The following is a 16,606-nucleotide window of genomic DNA, read 5'->3' on the forward strand; positions in this document are numbered from 1 at the left end:
TATCCCAAACGAACGTTACTTTCAATGTTCAGTAAAAAATGATGTAAGTTTATCAAAGGGAATTAACTCAACTCTGTCATATAAATCAACGTGTCCTGCATTCGGAATGATATACAATTCTTTGGGTTTGGCTGCACGTTTGTAGGCATCCTCACTAAACTCTCTTGAGTGAGCCTTATCACCCGTGATGAAAAGCATAGGACGAGGGGAAATCGTTTCTATGTCATTAAACGGATAAAAATTCATAAACTTAACGTTACTGCTTAACGTCGGGTGCGTTGTGAGTTCCGGTGATCCTCCTTTTGGAGTGTATTCACCTCGCGGTGTACGGTAAAAATCATAAAACTCACGCTGGATGGGGTCTGTGTTTTCATCTAACTTATGTACAGTCCCACCCGTATATTTGGTTTCACCATCGGTAAACTCTACATAACGTTGCTCCGCAGCCTCCGACTGGATTTTCTTTCTCTGCTCAAGGGTCAGCGAATGGTTAAGTGCATTTCGGTTGGCTGCTCCCATATCGTACATGCTGACAGTTGCGATCGCTTTCATTCGTGGATCAATCTTAGCGGCACTGATAACAAAGCTTCCGCTACCACAAATTCCAATTATTCCAATTCGGTTTCTGTCAACAAACGGACGGGTGCCAAGAAAGTCAACTGTATTTCACTATGATTCCGGTCATTACTTAATCTCAACGCTTGATCTGCCGATTATGAGTAATGTCGTCGAAGCGTCTGAGGAAAAACCTTATTTGAATCTTCGGATAGACCTCGATCCGGCACTTGTCGCTGCGGTGATGATTGAATCTGGCATCGAAACTAAAAAAAGCGGCACCGGAGTCAAGGCGATGGATGTCAGCCCGGTTGATGCCGATTTGCTGGAAGCGGTCGTCAAATTGGTGAAACTATTTGACACGCCGGACGAAATGAAGTTTCTCGCGCCGCTGATCATCCGCGAGATCATCTATCGGCTTTTAAAAGGAAAACAAGGCGCGCGCCTCAGCCAGCTGATCACTACCGAAGGCGACGCGCAGCGCATCTCTAGGGTCGTCAGGCAAATCCGCGAGAACATTTCACAGCCGCTGAAGATCGAAGATACAGCCCGCTCACTCGCCATGAGCGTGTCAGGCTTTCACTCTCATTTCAAGTCTGTTACGGCAATGAGTCCCTTGCAGTTCCAGAAACAAATACGGCTTCAGGAAGCGCGCCGTCTGATGCTCGGCGAGAACATGGACGTCGCGATCGCCAGCTTTCGCGTCGGTTACGATGACCCGTCTTATTTCAGCCGAGAATATAAAAAACTATTTGGTATTCCCCCGCATCGTGACATCGCCAAGCTGCGTAGCAATTTAGGGAAATAAGAATTGGACAGGTTTATTGGTGCAAAGGACTAATAACCCAGGTTGCTAGTTATCAAAAAGCGCCTTTACTTAAGTACAAGATTTTTTTTGGTATTTAGCACTACTTAAAACCTGGTTTTTTGTATCAATATAAATACAGTTTATGGATGGACATTAACTAGCAACTTACGTTAAGTAGTAATAATAACTGTTAAATATTGATGCAAAATCGGGTGATTTATTGAATTTGCTTCGGAAAATTTCAGATTATGATTTCAACCATTAATAAATTTCAGGAGCAAATCAGGTGTTGACTTCAACCTTACTCGCTGCTGCAACCACACCTCTGCAATGGAGTCCTACAGTTGGACTGATTATGATTATTGCTAATATCATTGCCATTGCCTTTGGTAAATCTACCATCAAGTATCCCGACGCAGAACCAAAACTACCCTCAGCCAATTTCTTGAGTAATTTTGGTGTACCAGCCCTTTTAGCGACTACCGCCTTTGGTCATATCTTGGGAGTAGGTGCTATTTTAGGGCTGCATAACCTGGGAAGAATTTAGGTTCTTACCCAAGTCAGCCTTTATTTGATGATTTTTTTGTCTCCAGCTTTGAGCCAGAGAGTTAGTTCTCTGGCTCTTTTTTCACTAAATTGTCTTGAGAAATCACCAGGATGCTTTAGATATTTTTTGTTCGACACTGGTTCAATAAGAAGTATTGGATTTGATCAATGAACCCGAAACGTGGTGAAGTATAACTAAAATAGAAATGACTACACAAGCAAAAACTCAACAAATTTAAATAAATTTAGATTTTCGCCAGAACTTGAGGAATACACCAAATAATCTGGCGTAATATATTGAGATGCTCTTACCTGGATGCCTACGCACTACTAGAAGTAGCTATAGAAGCCAATTAAAAAGGCAAATCTATCTGGGTTGCAGATGATAACCAAAATCCTGAAACTAAAATTATTGGTATCTAAACAACATGACAGATATAACAGATTTATCAAAAATAATTGCCAGCAAAGGCGACAATCCGCTAGTTTTGTCACCTGTAAACTTGCAGTCACAAGAAGACTTAGAACTTGAGCGAAAACTGCGAGAACTCAAGTTTAAACAAGAACTAAGAAAAGATTGGATTTTATTTATTGTCAGGGATGTAGTAATTTTTCCTGCTGCTATCCTTTTTATTCTTGCTGTCAGTGGTTATTCCCTATTTATTCAGATTTATAGGTGAGATACAGCCTAATTTTGAATTAAAATATCATTTTATATCTGGGTAACAGACTTAGCTTGTCAACCTCACCAATTTTAAATCTACTATATCTGGTTATCAATTTTAATCTACCGCAGAGGCGCAGAGTACATAGAAAAAAGAGAGATGATAAAGTTCAGAAATAGTTTTGTTTTTATATCCTGACTATTAGATAGTAATTTAATTTAAATTGTAATAATTGAAACTATAATTTGAGAGTCTTGTTTATTATAGTATACAGCAAATTTCAAGTTTAGCAGGTACATAAGCTAAGTATGTTACCTAAGTATAAAGCGTGTTTTACTCCTCAATTCTGCTGTAAATAATTATTCTGGCAAAAGAGTATCATATTGTACAAACCTTATTGACATTGCCTATAAGTATTAACTTGCCTGAAAAAGTTTAGACAAAATACCAGCATTCTAGAAATTTGATTGCTATATTAGATGAAATAACTATTCTGGCAAGGGTTTAAAAGCTGTGCGGGATGATTTACAAAGCTTGGAAATTAGTCAGAACGATCTACAAAAGCTGACTAATTTACCTGTTAATGAAGAACTTTTCATCATTACAAACACTTTTAAGAGATTAGCATATATATATATACAAAAGCTTAAAAGTTCTGAAGGAGCAACTGTAGTTTTTCTAGGATTTTCTACATTTATTTTCATCTATATTTTTTTTGATATAATTATCAAAATGTTTATTAGATGGATAACAATTCCATCATGGATATTATTAATTTTTTTAGGACTTTTGGTTGGTGGTATGACGCAAAGCATCTTATATCTGATCTGGAAAAGCAGAAGTAAGATTGTTAAAGCTAAGATGACAAAATCTTTGCAAATTCTGTTAAAGGAGGTGAAGAGATATAATACTGTTATTAATGTTATAGATATCAATGACCAAATAGAAGAAGCTGGTAATCCAGAAGTAATTATAAAGGAAAGAGAGCGTGCGCTCGAAGCACTTAAACTTACCAAAGCTGATTTAATTCGTGCTTTGAAGACAGAAAGAATTTTGAGAGAGAATAAGAATTTTATCTTGAGTAATACAGAACTATTTGTTAACAACTTAGCAACTTTAACAGCTATGCAAGTAACAGAAGAGGCTACTGAGCATGGAAGGTTACTTAATGAAGCATTACAAATTGCATTAGATGTACAATACGAGATGAAAAGATTACAGACTCAACGTTAAGATAATTCGTAATTCGTAATTAAGTTTTGTATAGAAATTTAGAAAGCCTCTTAAATTCACTCAGTACTCAGTCAGAGTTGGAGAAAGCGTAGATGCTGCTGATAAATTCATAGAGGTTGCTGGGTGAGTTGGCTGCTAATCTACTAGTAAAATATTCTCAATGGCTTTTTTCCATAATCCTTCCCACGGTTGCGATCTCCGGTCTAACATAAAGAATAATCGTAAAGCGATCGCTTATCCGCATGGACTGGAAAGAAATTAGAGGGAACTGGGTAATTATTCCCCGAAATCCCATAGGTATCGTTCATTTTTTAGGAGGTGCATTTGTCGCCACTGCACCGCACATCACTTATCGCTGGTTACTCGAACAACTGGCAAGTAAAGGCTATGTTGTAATTGCTACGCCTTTTGTCAACACATTAGATCATACTGCGATCGCCAATTCCGTGCTGTTAAATTTTGACCGCACCCTCGAACGATTGCATGATTCTGGGGCATTACGCAAGCTTTACTTGCCCATCTATGGTGTTGGACACAGTATGGGCTGTAAACTCCATTTGCTGATTGGTAGCCTTTTTAAAGTAGAACGTGCAGGCAATATTTTAATATCCTTTAACAACTATGCCGCTAAAGAAGCTATCCCTCTAGTGGAGCAGTTCAATTCTACTTTGAAAATCGAGTTTACCCCCTCGCCATTAGAAACTAACAAACTTGTCCAAGAACGTTACAATATCCGGCGCAATTTATTAATAAAATTTAGTAATGACACCATCGATCAATCGGTAGCTTTAACCAAAATCTTACAAGAACGTTTTGATGAGATGGTGACAGCGCAAACGTTACCAGGAAATCATACAACACCTTTAGGTCAAGATATTAAATGGCAAACGGGAACATCTTTTACTTTCTTTGACGCTTTAGGGCAATGGTTCAAGCAAGAAGCATACCGCGACTTAAACCAGTTAAAAAGCAACATTCTTTTATGGCTAAATCCTTTGGGAGCGCCATAATACAGCAGTTTTCATTTGCATGATGTACAAAGTTACGGATTTGGAGGCAGGAGGGAAGAGGTAGAAACTCTTTATATCTGATAAATCAGTCCTGGATTTTGTACCTTAAGAAAGCGGGTGACGCTCCTGCGTCGCTAACGCTGCGCTAACAGCAGTCGCTCATGGGGAGCCACTGCGCCAAGGGGGTTCCCCCCGTTGAAGCAAGTGGCGTGGAAACCCCCTTGGCGCTAGCCTCTCCCTTTGGGAGAAGACCGCGCTGCTTCACTTACTTGCAATCTGCTGTATTTTATGACTGTTAAACAGTTGTAAATTCGATGAGTAAATAGAAATGAGTTATAGTGCTTCTCATTTGAGTCTAATAAAGACCAAACCCTCAACTCTTTACGTCTGTTGCTACAACGCGGTGTACTCTCTGTTTTTAAAACAGAGGAGTCAAAGTATATTGCATACATAGACGTATAGCGGCTACTCTACGAGTTCTCCGTTCGCGTTGGCATCTTCACTTGAGAGAAGCAGTACCCGCAGGGTACGATAAGCACTATAGCAGCATTTCTGTATTGATACATATTTTTATTTTCTATTTTGACAAAAAATTATTAATGAGTGTTTTCAACAAATTTATATGTTTCAAATACTAATAATTGATGACGACTATTCAATAAAAATACTCCTGAAGAGGATGTTGGAAAAACAAGGTTATGAAGTAATTACTGCCAGTAGCGGCGAAGAAGGAATAGAAAAGGCATTAGCTTATCGTCCAGCACTAATTATTTGTGATTGGATTATGCCAGGATTAAATGGTTTGGAAGTTTGCCACCACATTAAGGCAGACCCCAAATTTTCTACCACATTTTTTATTTTATTAACATCTTTAGATTCCGTTGCCGATTGCGTCAAAGGTCTAGATGCTGGTGCTGATGATTTTATCTCTAAACCTATTGAGCATAATGAATTACAAGCGAGGGTAAGAGCGGGATTACGCCTGCATCAATTAAGTAGAGATTTGCAAGCTCAAAAGTTGCTTTTAGAATCAGAAATGTCAGAAGCAGCAGAATATGTGCGATCGCTGCTACCTTTTTCCATGACTGAACCCTTCAATATAAATTTCCGATTCATTCCCTCACGACAACTTGGCGGTGACTGTTTCGATTACTATTGGCTTGATGATGACTATCTGGCAATTTACTTACTTGATACTGCTGGACATGGACTCAAAGCTACTCTTCCCTCTGTTTCAGTGCTTAATCTGCTGCGTTCTCGTGCGCTCAAAAGTCTTGATTACTATCAACCTAGTGATGTATTAAAGGCTTTAAATGATACTTTTCAGATGAACTATCAAAATGATAAATACTTTACGATTTGGTATGGAGTTTACAACCGAATTAACCGCCAGTTAATTTATGCTAGTGCAGGTCATCCACCAGCAGTTTTAGTAACTGGTATATCTCCGAGAAAGTCTGAAGTTAAACTATTGAAAACCCCTGGTATGCCAGTTGGCATGTTTCCAGAGGCAAAATATGTTGATGGATTTTGCAATATCGAAAAATTCAGTACCCTTTATATTTTTAGTGATGGCGCTTATGAAATAACTAAATCAGACGGCACACTTTGGAGTTTGGATGCTTTTATTCAGCTACTAGTTAGCTTACAAGATCCTGTTGATAGCCAACTCGATTGCGTACTCAGTTATTTAATAGCTCTGAACTCCAAAGATGCTTTTGATGATGATTTATCTATTTTGCAAATGAAGTTTGATTAATTACAGATTAGAGACTAAAACCTGATTAAATGCATCTTGATTTGGAAAAATTTCAAATACTTTATCCATATTAGTCAGTTCAAATAATATCCTGACTTGTTCATTAATTGAGCAAAGAACAAGCTTCGTATCCGCTGCTCGCAAGGTTTTAAAAGCTAATACTAAAGCTCCCAAACCTGAACTATCCATAAATGTTACATCTTTAAAATCAACTAACACAATTTTTGCACCGTTTTCTAAAATATCAGTGATTTTTTGTCGAAAGTCTTGTGAAGTTGTGGCGTTCAAATTCCCACTGAGCTTAATAACTTTTACTTGTTCTATCATAATTATGATACTCTGACTTGTGTAAATAATGTTCTGATTTCGCTATTATAGGGTATTTAAAAATGCTTGTAAAATAAAATTTAAGATTAAATATTGAGTAATTATTGATAATTAATCAGAATTGATAAATATTAATTATAAAAACTTGAATTTAGTTATTTGTAATTTTTAAAAATTATTACTTAATTAAGTATAGTTTTCCGACTATATAAATAAGCCAGCTAAGTAAGTCAGCATTATAAATAACTGGTATATTTAGTTTTGTAAAAATGTTAATATGACCAATTTATAAACTGTTCGTTCAATTGATGTTTTATCATCTATATTTATTTTTCAATGCTGACTTACTTGCATTTTATGGATTTAGATATATACTTATTTACATACAAGCTGAAGTTAGTGCTTTTCAGATTATTTACCAAAGATTTTTGCAAAACTGAGATTCTCCAATAAATCTCATGAAAATAGCTGTTATTAAGCAATTCAAAATTTAACCAGTCGCAGCGCTCGTGTAGCTAAACTGAGTCTAGCAATAACTTTTCCTCCCTTCCTTCCTTATGACAGTAACTAGGATCTACATTTATTTATGTCCAATTACTTACATAATTGAAATAATTAACCTCTGGACTACCGCTCTAGAGCCAAAAATTTAGATTTCAACAACGCCAAGCAAGCTAGAACCCAATACGCTTGGGTTAAGCATCTTCTATTTACTGGGACAAGGAAAACAAGGGAGACAAGGAGGACAAAGATAAGAAGAAATTTCTCCCTTGTCTTCCCCCTCTTGCTTGTCCCCCCACCAAGCCCTGTCTCCCTTAACCCAAGCATATTGAGCTAGAACCGACACCAAAGCTTTAAAACAAGTTTTCTGAAGGCGATCGCCTCTGCTATCTTAGTATTCCCAATATTTGTCATTTCTCGACAGATAAGACAAAAAGTAAAGAGTTATGAATTTGTTACTCCCTCAAACAGGACTCACTTTGGCTCTGTAAAGTAGTTTCTCACCTTGAAGGTAGCCAGTGTAGCGTACTTTGACTATTTCTCCAGGTTGTGCAGTTCCCTCCAGTAATTGGTGCAGTTGGGGATCGTAAGGTAATTCTGCTCCCACAAGTGCGATCGCTTCCACTCCCCACGCCTGTAAAAGCTTTTCCAGGGGTTTCTGCACCAACGGTACTATTTTGACTGCTGCTAACTGGGGATTCTCCTGCGCTTTCTGTGCTGCTGTGGGCCATTGCAATAATAAAGACTCCAGCAGTTGCAAACTCGACTGCTGGAGTTCTTGTAGCAATAATTCTCGCTGTTGCTCTAATTGAAGCTGCGAGCGATCGTACTCTTTTCTTAAATGTGTAATTTCTTGTAATAATTCCTGAGTCGGCGCTGTTTTCGGTGGTAACAACTCCACCGTTGAAAAAGTTGCAATTAATTCATTCAATGACATCTGTAGCACTGGCGACAGCTTGAGCAGCACATCTACCCGCATTTGCTCTAGCTTTCCTTGGCGTAAGCGCAAAAGTTGACGCTCTGAGACACCAGCCGCACGACTCAGCCCTTTAAAACTAGAAATACCTACCTGTTGCATTAAATCTTGCAACTTTTGGGAATGGAGCATTGGGTATTGGTTACTAGGTAATTGGGGACTGGGTATTGGGGATTGAGCATGGGTATTGGCGATTAAGTTTTTTCTCTATTCCCGATGCCCCATTCCCTATTCCCTATTCCCTATTCCCTAATTCCTATTCTTCCAGTAAACTTCTCAACATCCAAGCTGTTTTTTCATGTACTTGCATCCGCTGAGTCAATAAATCGGCGGTAGGTTCGTCGTTAACTTCCTCTATCACAGGGAAAATAGACCGTGCAGTTCTGACTACGGCTTCTTGTCCTTCTACAAGTTCGCGAATCATCTCCACAGCTTTCGGAACTCCGGGAGTTTCTGGAATCGAACTCAGTTTTGCATATTCGCTGTAGGTTCCTGGTGCAGGATAGCCAAGCGCTCTAATTCTCTCGGCTATTAAATCAACTGCTAAGGCTAATTCTGTATACTGGGTCTCAAACATCAAATGCAATGTTTGAAACATCGGCCCCGTTACATTCCAATGAAAGTTATGAGTTTTCAGATACAGTGTATAAGTGTCAGCCAACAGGTGAGATAAACCATCGGCAATTTTAGCCCTACTCGCCTCGTCAATGCCGATATTTACATTTTTAACTGTTACTTTCGATGACATAATTTTCTCCTAATTAGGTTATATGTAATTGGGGATTGGAAATTGGGCATTGGCTAAACAGGGCATTAGGAATACTCTAAGTCCCTATTCTCCATGCTTCATGCCCCATTCTCTATGCCAAGTGCATCTTCAAAACGCTACGGGGTGCTTTACGGACTCTGGCTAAAACGGTTTCTTTGCCTAAACGCTGGCAAGCTTCATACCGATGACAACCAGAAAAACCATAATATTGTCCATCTACTTCTAGGACATCAATAGGTTCTTGCTGCCCAATCTCCGCAATCGATTCCATTAAGGCTTGTACTTTATTTGGATCGTTTGTACGGGGTAATGGCCGTTTTATCTGATTTAATGGAATTTCTTGGACTTTTACCATAAAGAGTTTATCCAACTAATTCTGTTTTTTGTCTCTATGTAAATCATAGTCGTTATGACTTTGTTTTGCAACTAGTGTTTAGAGCAAAATTGGTAATGGTATCATTGGAGCATTCATGCGACAAAAAAACCGCACTACAAAGCAATTGGAAAATCAGCTCCAACGACGCATTAAGGGGCAGAAAACGCTTGAGTACTCGCTATCGCTTCCCTATCGGGTAGCGATGAAATTTTCGTTTTGGCGTTTTCCCCACACTGTGCTTACAATATTTTGTCTATTGGGACTGACTGCGGCATCAGGGCCTGAGAGCAACATCCAGGATATAGAACTGAAAATTGGGATTGTGCAGCGATTTGGCGATCAGCCTACAGCCAAGCTGCAACTGGAACCCGTAAAAGGCGATCGCTTAAAGTTAAAATTTCAAGCGGGCAATAAGCAGCAAATCCTGTTTACTAAGAATCCTGTAAAGCTGGAGACAGTCATGCAAGCTTTACCCCAGTCAGCAGTCGAAGAAGTAGTAGTTTTGGGCACATACCGCACCTTTGAAAATGCGGAAGACAGTGCTAATAAATGGCGTTCTCAGGGAATGGAAGTGGAAATAGCCCAGCCAGAACGCTGGCAGGTTTGGGCAAAACGAGATGTTTACAGCACTCCTTTACTGCGACGCTTGTTATTACAAAACATCCAAGCTTCTACTCAAGAAAGAGTATATCTTGATACTAAAATTGTCAAACAAGTGCCGCGAGTGAGTTGGGTGATAGATGGTAATCGCTATAGCCCGAGTGACTTAGAAATTAGCACTGATAAAAACTTGATTCGGGTAAATAAAAGCGAAAAACCAGAGTTTGCTCGTCTTTATGCCGGTCGAATAAATTTGCAGCCAAATGCTTATGGCACATATACTCTAGTTAACCAAGTACCTTTAGAAACTTATTTGCGTGGGGTTGTACCTTACGAAATAGGTACGGATGCACCAAAGGCAGCGCTAGAAGCTCAGGCAATTCTTGCTCGGACTTATGCTTTGAGAAATTTACGTAGGTTTGCCGCAGATAATTATCAGTTGTGTGCTGATACTCACTGCCAAGTTTATTATGGGCTGAAGGGAGCAGGGGCCAAAACAGACCAAGCGATCGCCTCAACTAGGGGTAAAGTACTAACTTATAAAAATGAACTCGTAGACGCCCTGTATTCTTCTACCACTGGTGGCGTTACCGCTTCCTTTAGCGATGTCTGGAATGGCGACGATCGTCCCTATTTGCGTCCTGTACTGGATGCCCCGACTAAGTTTTGGGACTTGTCTAAGCAGAGTTTAGCAGATGAAAAGAACTTCCAAAAATTTATTAACACGCAACAAGGATTTAATGAAAGCAAGTGGGATATGTTTCGTTGGCACAAGGAAACCCCTTTAAAGGATATTATCAAGGACTTGCAGAAATTTTTACAGGTGAAAAACAGTCCTTATGCCAAATTTAAGACAATTCAGGCTATGGCAGTAGTGAAGCGAAGCCAGAGTGGACGTATCCTTGAACTTGCAATTAAAACCGATCGCAACACCTTTATTCTCCACAAAGACGAAGTTCGCAGTGCTTTTGCAGCCCCGGTAAGTACGCTTTTTTACATAGAACCCCTGAACAAAGGTAAACCGGAACTTTGGGGATACGCTTTTATTGGTGGTGGATTAGGACATGGAGTCGGCTTGAGTCAAACTGGCGCTCAAAATTTAGCAAAACTAGGTTGGCCAAGTCCAAAAATTCTCCAATTTTATTATCCTGGTACTCAGATTCAAATTCTCAAAAAAGAGACTAAGCTTTAAGCTAATCGGCATTGAAGTTGCACCAAAATCTAGGAGTCACGAGTTAAAAAGAGACAAAAAAATTAAGCAGGAACGCAACATTCACTGTGTTCCTGCTCAATATAAAATTAGACTTTTTTTCAAAGTCTCTTTCAGAGGTAGGCACGGCATTACAAGGATATAAGTTATAGATGCCCTACTTCTATTTGGTCAACATTAGTAACTCTTGCAAGTTTATGATTGAGTAGCTTAACTCTTAGTAAAGGTCTTCTTCTTTGTGAGTTTCAATTGTTATGTCAGAGGTTGGGTAAGCGACACAAGTCAGTACATATCCCTTTTCTATTTGTTCATCATCTAAGAATGACTGGTCACTTTGATCGACAGTACCCTTGACGATTTTACCTGCACAGGTCGAGCAAGCACCAGCGCGGCAAGAATAAGGCAAGTCAAGACCAGCTTCTTCGGCAGCATCTAGAATATAGACATCATCATCAACGTCAAGTGTTTGGTTCAACCCTTCGGCATCGTTGATTAGTGTCACTTTATAACTTGGCATTGAGTAATCCTCTCTTTTGCAAACGGCAGTATAAGTTATCTTAAGGCAAAGGCACGGCTGTTCTGTGGAATTAGCCGCTAGTTTAAATTTGCTTCAATTCTGATACTACGAGAAAAATTAAGCGATGTACCTAGAAATTGAACCCGATTAGTAATGAAATTTAGTTACTTAATCCTGATAAGTTTTATTTATATTATTTTCGACCCAACGCAGGTTGTGATTAGAAAAAATTATATTCCAGAAAAGTAAATATGAGTAAGGTTAATGTTACCTATATTTTGTAGGATTTACTCAGAAGAGATCCTTCAACTCCTTTATAAAAGTAAGACTGTTTAATTTTCTAATCTGATTAAACGCCCCCGTTATGGATCAAACAAATATAACATTTCAGTTTTCTGCTTCGATTATTGTTTTCTGAGAGTGATGGAAAAGCGGTATATAGCTTCAAACAAAGTCTTATTTGTCCTTGAGGAGTAGGACGAATATTGTAGAGTCTAGACTGGTAAAACCGATAAACAGAGAATCTTACCACTAGAAGCGTGGGAAGATTAAAAACAGAACTAGTGAGGATCATGTATAATTCAGAAGCAGCTTTGGAAAAAGCAAGAGTGCGTGTAGGTTTGGTAGGTACTGGGTATGCGGCAAAGTTTCGGGCTGAAGCATTGCTCCATGATGAGCGATCGCAGTTAATTGCAGTTGTTGGTCATACAAAAGAAAAAACCGAAACCTTTGCTAGAGAGTGCCAAATTGAAGTTTTGAGTACTTGGCAAGAGCTAGTAGAGCGTGAAGATATAGACTTAGTAGCAATCTGCACTATTAATCGAGATCATGGAGCGATCGCTCGTGCAGCACTTACCAACGGCAAACATGTGATTGTAGAGTATCCTCTTTCGTTGGATGTAATCGAAGCCGAGGAACTAATTGACTTAGCAAAAGCACAACAAAAACTTCTACACGTTGAACATCTAGAACTTTTGGGTGGGTTGCATCAAGCTTTGAAGCAAAACTTAGCCAAAATTGGTGAAATTTTTTATGCTCGCTACAGCACCATCAATCCCCAAAATCCTGCACCCCGCAAATGGACTTATAATCACGAGTTTTTCGGTTTTCCCTTAATTGGTGCTTTATCTCGTCTACATCGTCTTACCGATTTATTTGGTAAAGTATTTAGTGTTAACTGTCACCAGCGATATTGGGAAATAGAAGCGGAATACTATCAAAGCTGCTTGTGTACTAGTCAACTGTGCTTTGACAGTGGACTTTTAGCCCAAGTAGTATACGGCAAAGGCGAAAGCATTTGGCAATCAGAACGCAAGTTTGAAGTTCACGGTGAAAAAGGTGGTTTAATTTTTGATGGCGACACCGGAATATTCGTCCAGCCAGGGGAAACAACATCTTCTATAGAGGTTGGCCCTCGCCGGGGTTTGTTCGCCAAAGACACGAGTATGGTGTTAGACCATCTTTTTGATGGCACTCCTTTGTACGTTACCCCAGAGGAGAGCTTGTATACCTTAAAGGTTGCTGATGCGGCACAAAGAGCTGCACAGACAGGGTTAACTATGTTTATGAAAGATATTTTAGATAAAAGTTAATGAAAACCGAACTAATTGTTATTTTATCCCAAAGAGAATTAGACAAAATGCGTCAAGCTGGGCGTTTAGCTGCTAAACTTCTCCAGCATTTGGAACCCTTTGTGAAGCCAGGGGTTAGCACTCTTGAACTAAATGATGAAGCCGAACGTTGGACGCAAGCGCATGGAGCAAAAAGCGCCCCCCTCGGCTATAAGGGTTATCCTAAGTCGATTTGCACTAGTGTAAATGAGGTGATTTGTCACGGCATTCCTAATGCCAAGCAAATCCTCAAAGATGGTGACATTATTAATATTGATGTCACACCGATTGTTGAAGGTTATCACGGCGATACATCGAAGACATTTTTTGTTGGTACACCTTCTCCAAAAACGAGAAAGCTGGTAGAGGTGACAGAAGAGTGTTTGCGCTTGGGTATTGCTGAAGTTAAACCTGAGGCACGCATTGGCGATATTGGTGCAGCCATTCAAGAGTATGCTGAAGCCCAAGGCTTTTCTGTGGTGCGAGATTTCGTTGGCCACGGCATCAGTAATATTTTCCATACTGCGCCGGATGTGCCCCACTATGGTACACGTGGTAAGGGCAAGCGCCTCAGACAAGGGATGGTTTTTACCATTGAGCCAATGATAAACGAAGGTACTTACGAAGTCGAAGTTCTGGGCGATAAATGGACTGCTGTCACGCGCGATCGCAAGCTTTCTGCTCAATGTGAGCATACCTTAGCTGTAACTGAAGATGGCGTTGAAATCTTTACCTTACCTGAAGGCGAGAATTACTGGGCTGTATAATAACATCCTACTAAAAAAATCCTTTCGTTTGGGATGAACTAAAGCCAGTAGTCTGAAGCGGTAGCCCATCAGTAGAGCTAGCTAGAATAATTAAAAGCAGATATTGCTGCTCTAGTTCTGAACCCGAAAGGACAAATTTTGATGGTCTCAGCCACTATTAATACAGGTACTCTTAGCTCTGAGGCATTCGTTGCTGGTTATGTGGATGATGTACGCTACGAGTTAATCGACGGACAACTAATCGACTTGGAACCCACTGGACTTCATGAACAGGTAGCTGGGTTAATTAATCGTAAGCTCAATGTAGCAATTGATCTGCTCAATTTGCCTTGGTTTATTCCCATGAAATGCCTGATTAAACCATTAGGTCAGAATTCAGCTTTTAGACCCGATGTTGTGATTCTCGATCAGACGACTTTGGCGAATGAGCCATTATGGAGAACTGAGCCAGTGATTACACTAGGCAAATCTGTTAAATTGGTCGTAGAGGTTGTCAGTACCAATTGGCAAAATGACTATGCCCGGAAAGTGGAAGACTACGAAGCTTTAGGTATTGGAGAGTATTGGATCGTAGATTATCTAGGGCTAGGAGGCAAACGCTACATCGGCTTATCCAAAGAACCTGTGATCACGATTTATCAGTTAGTCGATGGAACTTATCAAGGACAACAATTTAGGGGAACAGAACGCCTCATCTCCCAAACATTTCCAGACCTGAATTTGACCGCAGAACAGATATTTGTTGCAGGTCGCTAGAGTTAGAGATTGGGGAAGACGTGGCACTCTCTGGTGAGAAGTATGTGAACTGCTTAATAATTCGTTAGTAAGGGTGATGTTACAAAATTGCAAAACGATGTAACATAACTCTTGGCACTATTTTGATGTCAACATTATCAATAAATCCACTGCTTCTCAAATCTTCAGAGTTAATAGCAAAGACCTGTTCAAATCAGGTGTGGTTCTGTTATCTCTTCCTACTCGTTATTTCTCCAACTTATTTTCTCGGCGTTGCTGAATGAAAGTGTAAAACTCCATGTTTTAAACTGTTTCCTTTGCGCCTTTGGAGGAAACCAAATTCATACTTTTAATCAGCAACGCCGTTTGATGATGGGGAAATGATGAGGTAATTTTTTTACCCTCTAAGTTAAGGAGAAACTCATCAATGGCAGAATTCGCAGATACAAATCCTCTTAACGGTACTCCAGGGCCTGACAGTCTAATTTACTTTAAGATAGATGATCCTATAGGAGATAATTTTCTTCCGAGTAGTTATTTTGATATTGTTTCCATAAACGGATTCGACGGTAACGACTTTCTCGGTACTGTTTCTCCTAGCAGCTATTTCATCAATGGTGGTGCTGGGAACGATACTATCTATGGGAATATTGGCTTCGATGTCATTCAAGGAGATGATCTCGATGGCGTTGCAGGCAACGATTACCTCTATGGGCAAGGGGACACTGATGGTCTCTTTGGCTATGGTGGCAATGATTTACTCAATGGGGGTGCTGGGACTGACACTCTCTATGGAGGTGATGGCAACGATGTTTTCCAGTTCGACTCAGTTTCAGATAGTCAACCTGGTTTGTCACGAGATATTATCAAAGATTTTGTTGGAAACGGTAACTTACCAGGAGATCGAATCGATTTATCTGGCATAGACGCTAATACCAATATAGCGGGCGACCAAGCCTTCACTTACATAGGAAGTGGCGCATTCACCGCACGCGGCCAGATCCGTTATTCAAAAGATATTCTCCAAGGTAATACTGATAGTAATCTATCGGCTAATTTCGAGATTCAGCTTGAAGGATCACCACTACTAGTGGCAAGCGATATTATCGTTTAATAGACTTCTTGCAAAAGTCCTTAATACCCCACCCCCAACCCCTCCCCTTACCAAGGGGAGGGGAGCGTTTGCGTTAGAAATACTAACTGTAGGTTGGGTTAAGCGGATCGAAACCCAACGTTTCCGCGCTTGTTGGGTCTCGTTCCTTAACCCAACCTACAAAAAATTAAATTTCGACCCTCTTTTAGGGTTGACAATGAACCGCTTTTTCAAAAACAGTCAACAGTAAGCCAAGCAGCATCGGTTCCAATAGTCATCGAAGTTGTTTCAACCAACTGGCGAGATGATTACTATAATAAATTTGGAGATTATGAAGAAATGGGCATTCCCGAATATTGGATTGCTGATTATGCTGCATTGGGTGCAAGAAAGTTCATTGGCAATCCTAAACAACCCACTATTTTTGTCTGCGAATTAGTTGATGGTGAATATCAAATGACAGCGTTTCAAGGTAACACCGCGATTTCATCACCTACCTTTCCCCAATTAAATTTAACTGCACAGCAGATTTTTAATGCGGCTAACTAA

At 39.8% G+C, this 16,606-nt stretch carries 17 protein-coding genes and 1 pseudogene; 12 read left to right on the forward strand and 6 right to left on the reverse strand.

Going from position 1 to position 16,606, the window contains the following annotated elements; all coding sequences use genetic code 11:
• Positions 1 to 21: 21 nt before the first annotated feature.
• Entirely contained in the window at positions 22 to 552 is a 531-nt protein-coding gene (locus V7K79_RS15220) for an alpha/beta hydrolase (protein WP_335048832.1), read from the reverse strand.
• A gap of 163 nt (positions 553 to 715) precedes the next feature.
• Here V7K79_RS15220 and V7K79_RS15225 point away from each other — a divergent pair, with 163 nt between their 5' ends.
• The 6 genes from V7K79_RS15225 to V7K79_RS15250 all read left to right on the forward strand — a co-directional run bounded on the left by V7K79_RS15225 (position 716) and on the right by V7K79_RS15250 (position 6,576).
• Complete coding sequence (locus V7K79_RS15225) at positions 716 to 1,363, forward strand: AraC family transcriptional regulator (protein ID WP_335048833.1); 648 nt, start codon at positions 716 to 718, stop codon at positions 1,361 to 1,363.
• A gap of 286 nt (positions 1,364 to 1,649) precedes the next feature.
• Positions 1,650 to 1,910 carry a photosystem I reaction center subunit PsaK gene (gene psaK, locus V7K79_RS15230; protein ID WP_335048834.1) on the forward strand — a complete coding sequence of 87 codons (261 nt, stop codon included), beginning with the start codon at positions 1,650 to 1,652 and terminating at the stop codon, positions 1,908 to 1,910.
• Positions 1,911 to 2,337: 427 nt separating this feature from the next.
• Positions 2,338 to 2,589 (forward strand): hypothetical protein, encoded by a 252-nt coding sequence (locus V7K79_RS15235; RefSeq protein ID WP_335048835.1) that lies wholly within the window; start codon positions 2,338 to 2,340, stop codon positions 2,587 to 2,589.
• Positions 2,590 to 3,087: 498 nt separating this feature from the next.
• Positions 3,088 to 3,807: a hypothetical protein gene (locus V7K79_RS15240; protein WP_335048836.1), complete on the forward strand. Its 720-nt coding sequence runs from the start codon at positions 3,088 to 3,090 to the stop codon at positions 3,805 to 3,807.
• Between the two features lie 242 nt (positions 3,808 to 4,049).
• Positions 4,050 to 4,817 (forward strand): DUF1350 family protein, encoded by a 768-nt coding sequence (locus tag V7K79_RS15245; protein ID WP_335048837.1) that lies wholly within the window; start codon positions 4,050 to 4,052, stop codon positions 4,815 to 4,817.
• 622 nt (positions 4,818 to 5,439) lie between these two features.
• The gene (locus tag V7K79_RS15250) at positions 5,440 to 6,576 is read left to right on the forward strand and encodes a PP2C family protein-serine/threonine phosphatase (protein ID WP_335048838.1); all 1,137 of its coding nucleotides are present in this window, start codon (positions 5,440 to 5,442) and stop codon (positions 6,574 to 6,576) included.
• Here V7K79_RS15250 and V7K79_RS15255 read toward each other — a convergent pair whose 3' ends face one another.
• From V7K79_RS15255 to V7K79_RS15270, 4 genes are all read right to left on the reverse strand, one after another.
• A complete protein-coding gene (locus V7K79_RS15255; protein ID WP_335048839.1) occupies positions 6,577 to 6,903 on the reverse strand; it encodes an STAS domain-containing protein in 327 nt (108 codons plus the stop codon). It lies immediately after the preceding gene.
• 964 nt (positions 6,904 to 7,867) lie between these two features.
• Positions 7,868 to 8,512, reverse strand: a complete 645-nt coding sequence (gene grpE, locus V7K79_RS15260) for a nucleotide exchange factor GrpE (RefSeq protein WP_335048840.1) — start codon at positions 8,510 to 8,512, stop codon at positions 7,868 to 7,870.
• A gap of 124 nt (positions 8,513 to 8,636) precedes the next feature.
• Positions 8,637 to 9,128 (reverse strand): Dps family protein, encoded by a 492-nt coding sequence (locus V7K79_RS15265; RefSeq protein WP_289799395.1) that lies wholly within the window; start codon positions 9,126 to 9,128, stop codon positions 8,637 to 8,639.
• Positions 9,129 to 9,240: 112 nt separating this feature from the next.
• Positions 9,241 to 9,504, reverse strand: coding sequence for a ParB N-terminal domain-containing protein (locus V7K79_RS15270; RefSeq protein WP_104907642.1), 264 nt, complete (start codon positions 9,502 to 9,504; stop codon positions 9,241 to 9,243).
• A 115-nt stretch (positions 9,505 to 9,619) separates the two neighbouring features.
• Between V7K79_RS15270 and V7K79_RS15275 the strand changes: the two genes are divergently transcribed.
• A complete protein-coding gene (locus V7K79_RS15275; protein ID WP_335048841.1) occupies positions 9,620 to 11,317 on the forward strand; it encodes a SpoIID/LytB domain-containing protein in 1,698 nt (565 codons plus the stop codon).
• Positions 11,318 to 11,552: 235 nt separating this feature from the next.
• Here the strand turns inward: V7K79_RS15275 and V7K79_RS15280 are convergent, their stop codons facing one another.
• Positions 11,553 to 11,852 carry a ferredoxin gene (locus V7K79_RS15280; RefSeq protein WP_335048842.1) on the reverse strand — a complete coding sequence of 100 codons (300 nt, stop codon included), beginning with the start codon at positions 11,850 to 11,852 and terminating at the stop codon, positions 11,553 to 11,555.
• Positions 11,853 to 12,424: 572 nt separating this feature from the next.
• Here V7K79_RS15280 and V7K79_RS15285 point away from each other — a divergent pair.
• From V7K79_RS15285 to V7K79_RS15305, 5 genes and pseudogenes are all read left to right on the forward strand, one after another.
• Positions 12,425 to 13,444, forward strand: coding sequence for a Gfo/Idh/MocA family protein (locus V7K79_RS15285; RefSeq protein ID WP_335048843.1), 1,020 nt, complete (start codon positions 12,425 to 12,427; stop codon positions 13,442 to 13,444).
• Positions 13,444 to 14,229 carry a type I methionyl aminopeptidase gene (gene map / locus V7K79_RS15290; RefSeq protein ID WP_335048844.1) on the forward strand — a complete coding sequence of 262 codons (786 nt, stop codon included), beginning with the start codon at positions 13,444 to 13,446 and terminating at the stop codon, positions 14,227 to 14,229. Before V7K79_RS15285 ends, map begins: the two co-directional genes overlap by 1 nt.
• A 141-nt stretch (positions 14,230 to 14,370) precedes the next feature.
• The gene (locus V7K79_RS15295; protein WP_335048845.1) at positions 14,371 to 14,985 is read left to right on the forward strand and encodes a Uma2 family endonuclease; all 615 of its coding nucleotides are present in this window, start codon (positions 14,371 to 14,373) and stop codon (positions 14,983 to 14,985) included.
• 406 nt (positions 14,986 to 15,391) lie between these two features.
• The gene (locus tag V7K79_RS15300; RefSeq protein ID WP_335048846.1) at positions 15,392 to 16,078 is read left to right on the forward strand and encodes a calcium-binding protein; all 687 of its coding nucleotides are present in this window, start codon (positions 15,392 to 15,394) and stop codon (positions 16,076 to 16,078) included.
• A gap of 189 nt (positions 16,079 to 16,267) precedes the next feature.
• Positions 16,268 to 16,606, forward strand: a pseudogene (locus tag V7K79_RS15305) (Uma2 family endonuclease); the annotation flags it as partial.

Source organism: Nostoc sp. (assembly GCF_036917575.1).
Taxonomy (GTDB): domain Bacteria; phylum Cyanobacteriota; class Cyanobacteriia; order Cyanobacteriales; family Nostocaceae; genus Nostoc.

Bases quoted from the DNA above. Each gene is read 5' to 3' on its own strand.
- V7K79_RS15265 (WP_289799395.1), bottom strand. From the start codon at position 9,128: ATGTCATCGAAAGTAACAGTTAAAAATGTAAATATCGGCATTGACGAG.
- grpE (WP_335048840.1), bottom strand. From the start codon at position 8,512: ATGCTCCATTCCCAAAAGTTGCAAGATTTAATGCAACAGGTAGGTATT.
- V7K79_RS15220 (WP_335048832.1), bottom strand. From the start codon at position 552: ATGAAAGCGATCGCAACTGTCAGCATGTACGATATGGGAGCAGCCAAC.
- V7K79_RS15235 (WP_335048835.1), top strand. From the start codon at position 2,338: ATGACAGATATAACAGATTTATCAAAAATAATTGCCAGCAAAGGCGAC.
- V7K79_RS15250 (WP_335048838.1), top strand. From the start codon at position 5,440: ATGTTTCAAATACTAATAATTGATGACGACTATTCAATAAAAATACTC.
- map (WP_335048844.1), top strand. From the start codon at position 13,444: ATGAAAACCGAACTAATTGTTATTTTATCCCAAAGAGAATTAGACAAA.
- V7K79_RS15245 (WP_335048837.1), top strand. From the start codon at position 4,050: ATGGACTGGAAAGAAATTAGAGGGAACTGGGTAATTATTCCCCGAAAT.
- V7K79_RS15285 (WP_335048843.1), top strand. From the start codon at position 12,425: ATGTATAATTCAGAAGCAGCTTTGGAAAAAGCAAGAGTGCGTGTAGGT.
- V7K79_RS15295 (WP_335048845.1), top strand. From the start codon at position 14,371: ATGGTCTCAGCCACTATTAATACAGGTACTCTTAGCTCTGAGGCATTC.
- V7K79_RS15225 (WP_335048833.1), top strand. From the start codon at position 716: ATGAGTAATGTCGTCGAAGCGTCTGAGGAAAAACCTTATTTGAATCTT.
- V7K79_RS15280 (WP_335048842.1), bottom strand. From the start codon at position 11,852: ATGCCAAGTTATAAAGTGACACTAATCAACGATGCCGAAGGGTTGAAC.
- V7K79_RS15275 (WP_335048841.1), top strand. From the start codon at position 9,620: ATGCGACAAAAAAACCGCACTACAAAGCAATTGGAAAATCAGCTCCAA.
- V7K79_RS15255 (WP_335048839.1), bottom strand. From the start codon at position 6,903: ATGATAGAACAAGTAAAAGTTATTAAGCTCAGTGGGAATTTGAACGCC.
- V7K79_RS15270 (WP_104907642.1), bottom strand. From the start codon at position 9,504: ATGGTAAAAGTCCAAGAAATTCCATTAAATCAGATAAAACGGCCATTA.
- V7K79_RS15300 (WP_335048846.1), top strand. From the start codon at position 15,392: ATGGCAGAATTCGCAGATACAAATCCTCTTAACGGTACTCCAGGGCCT.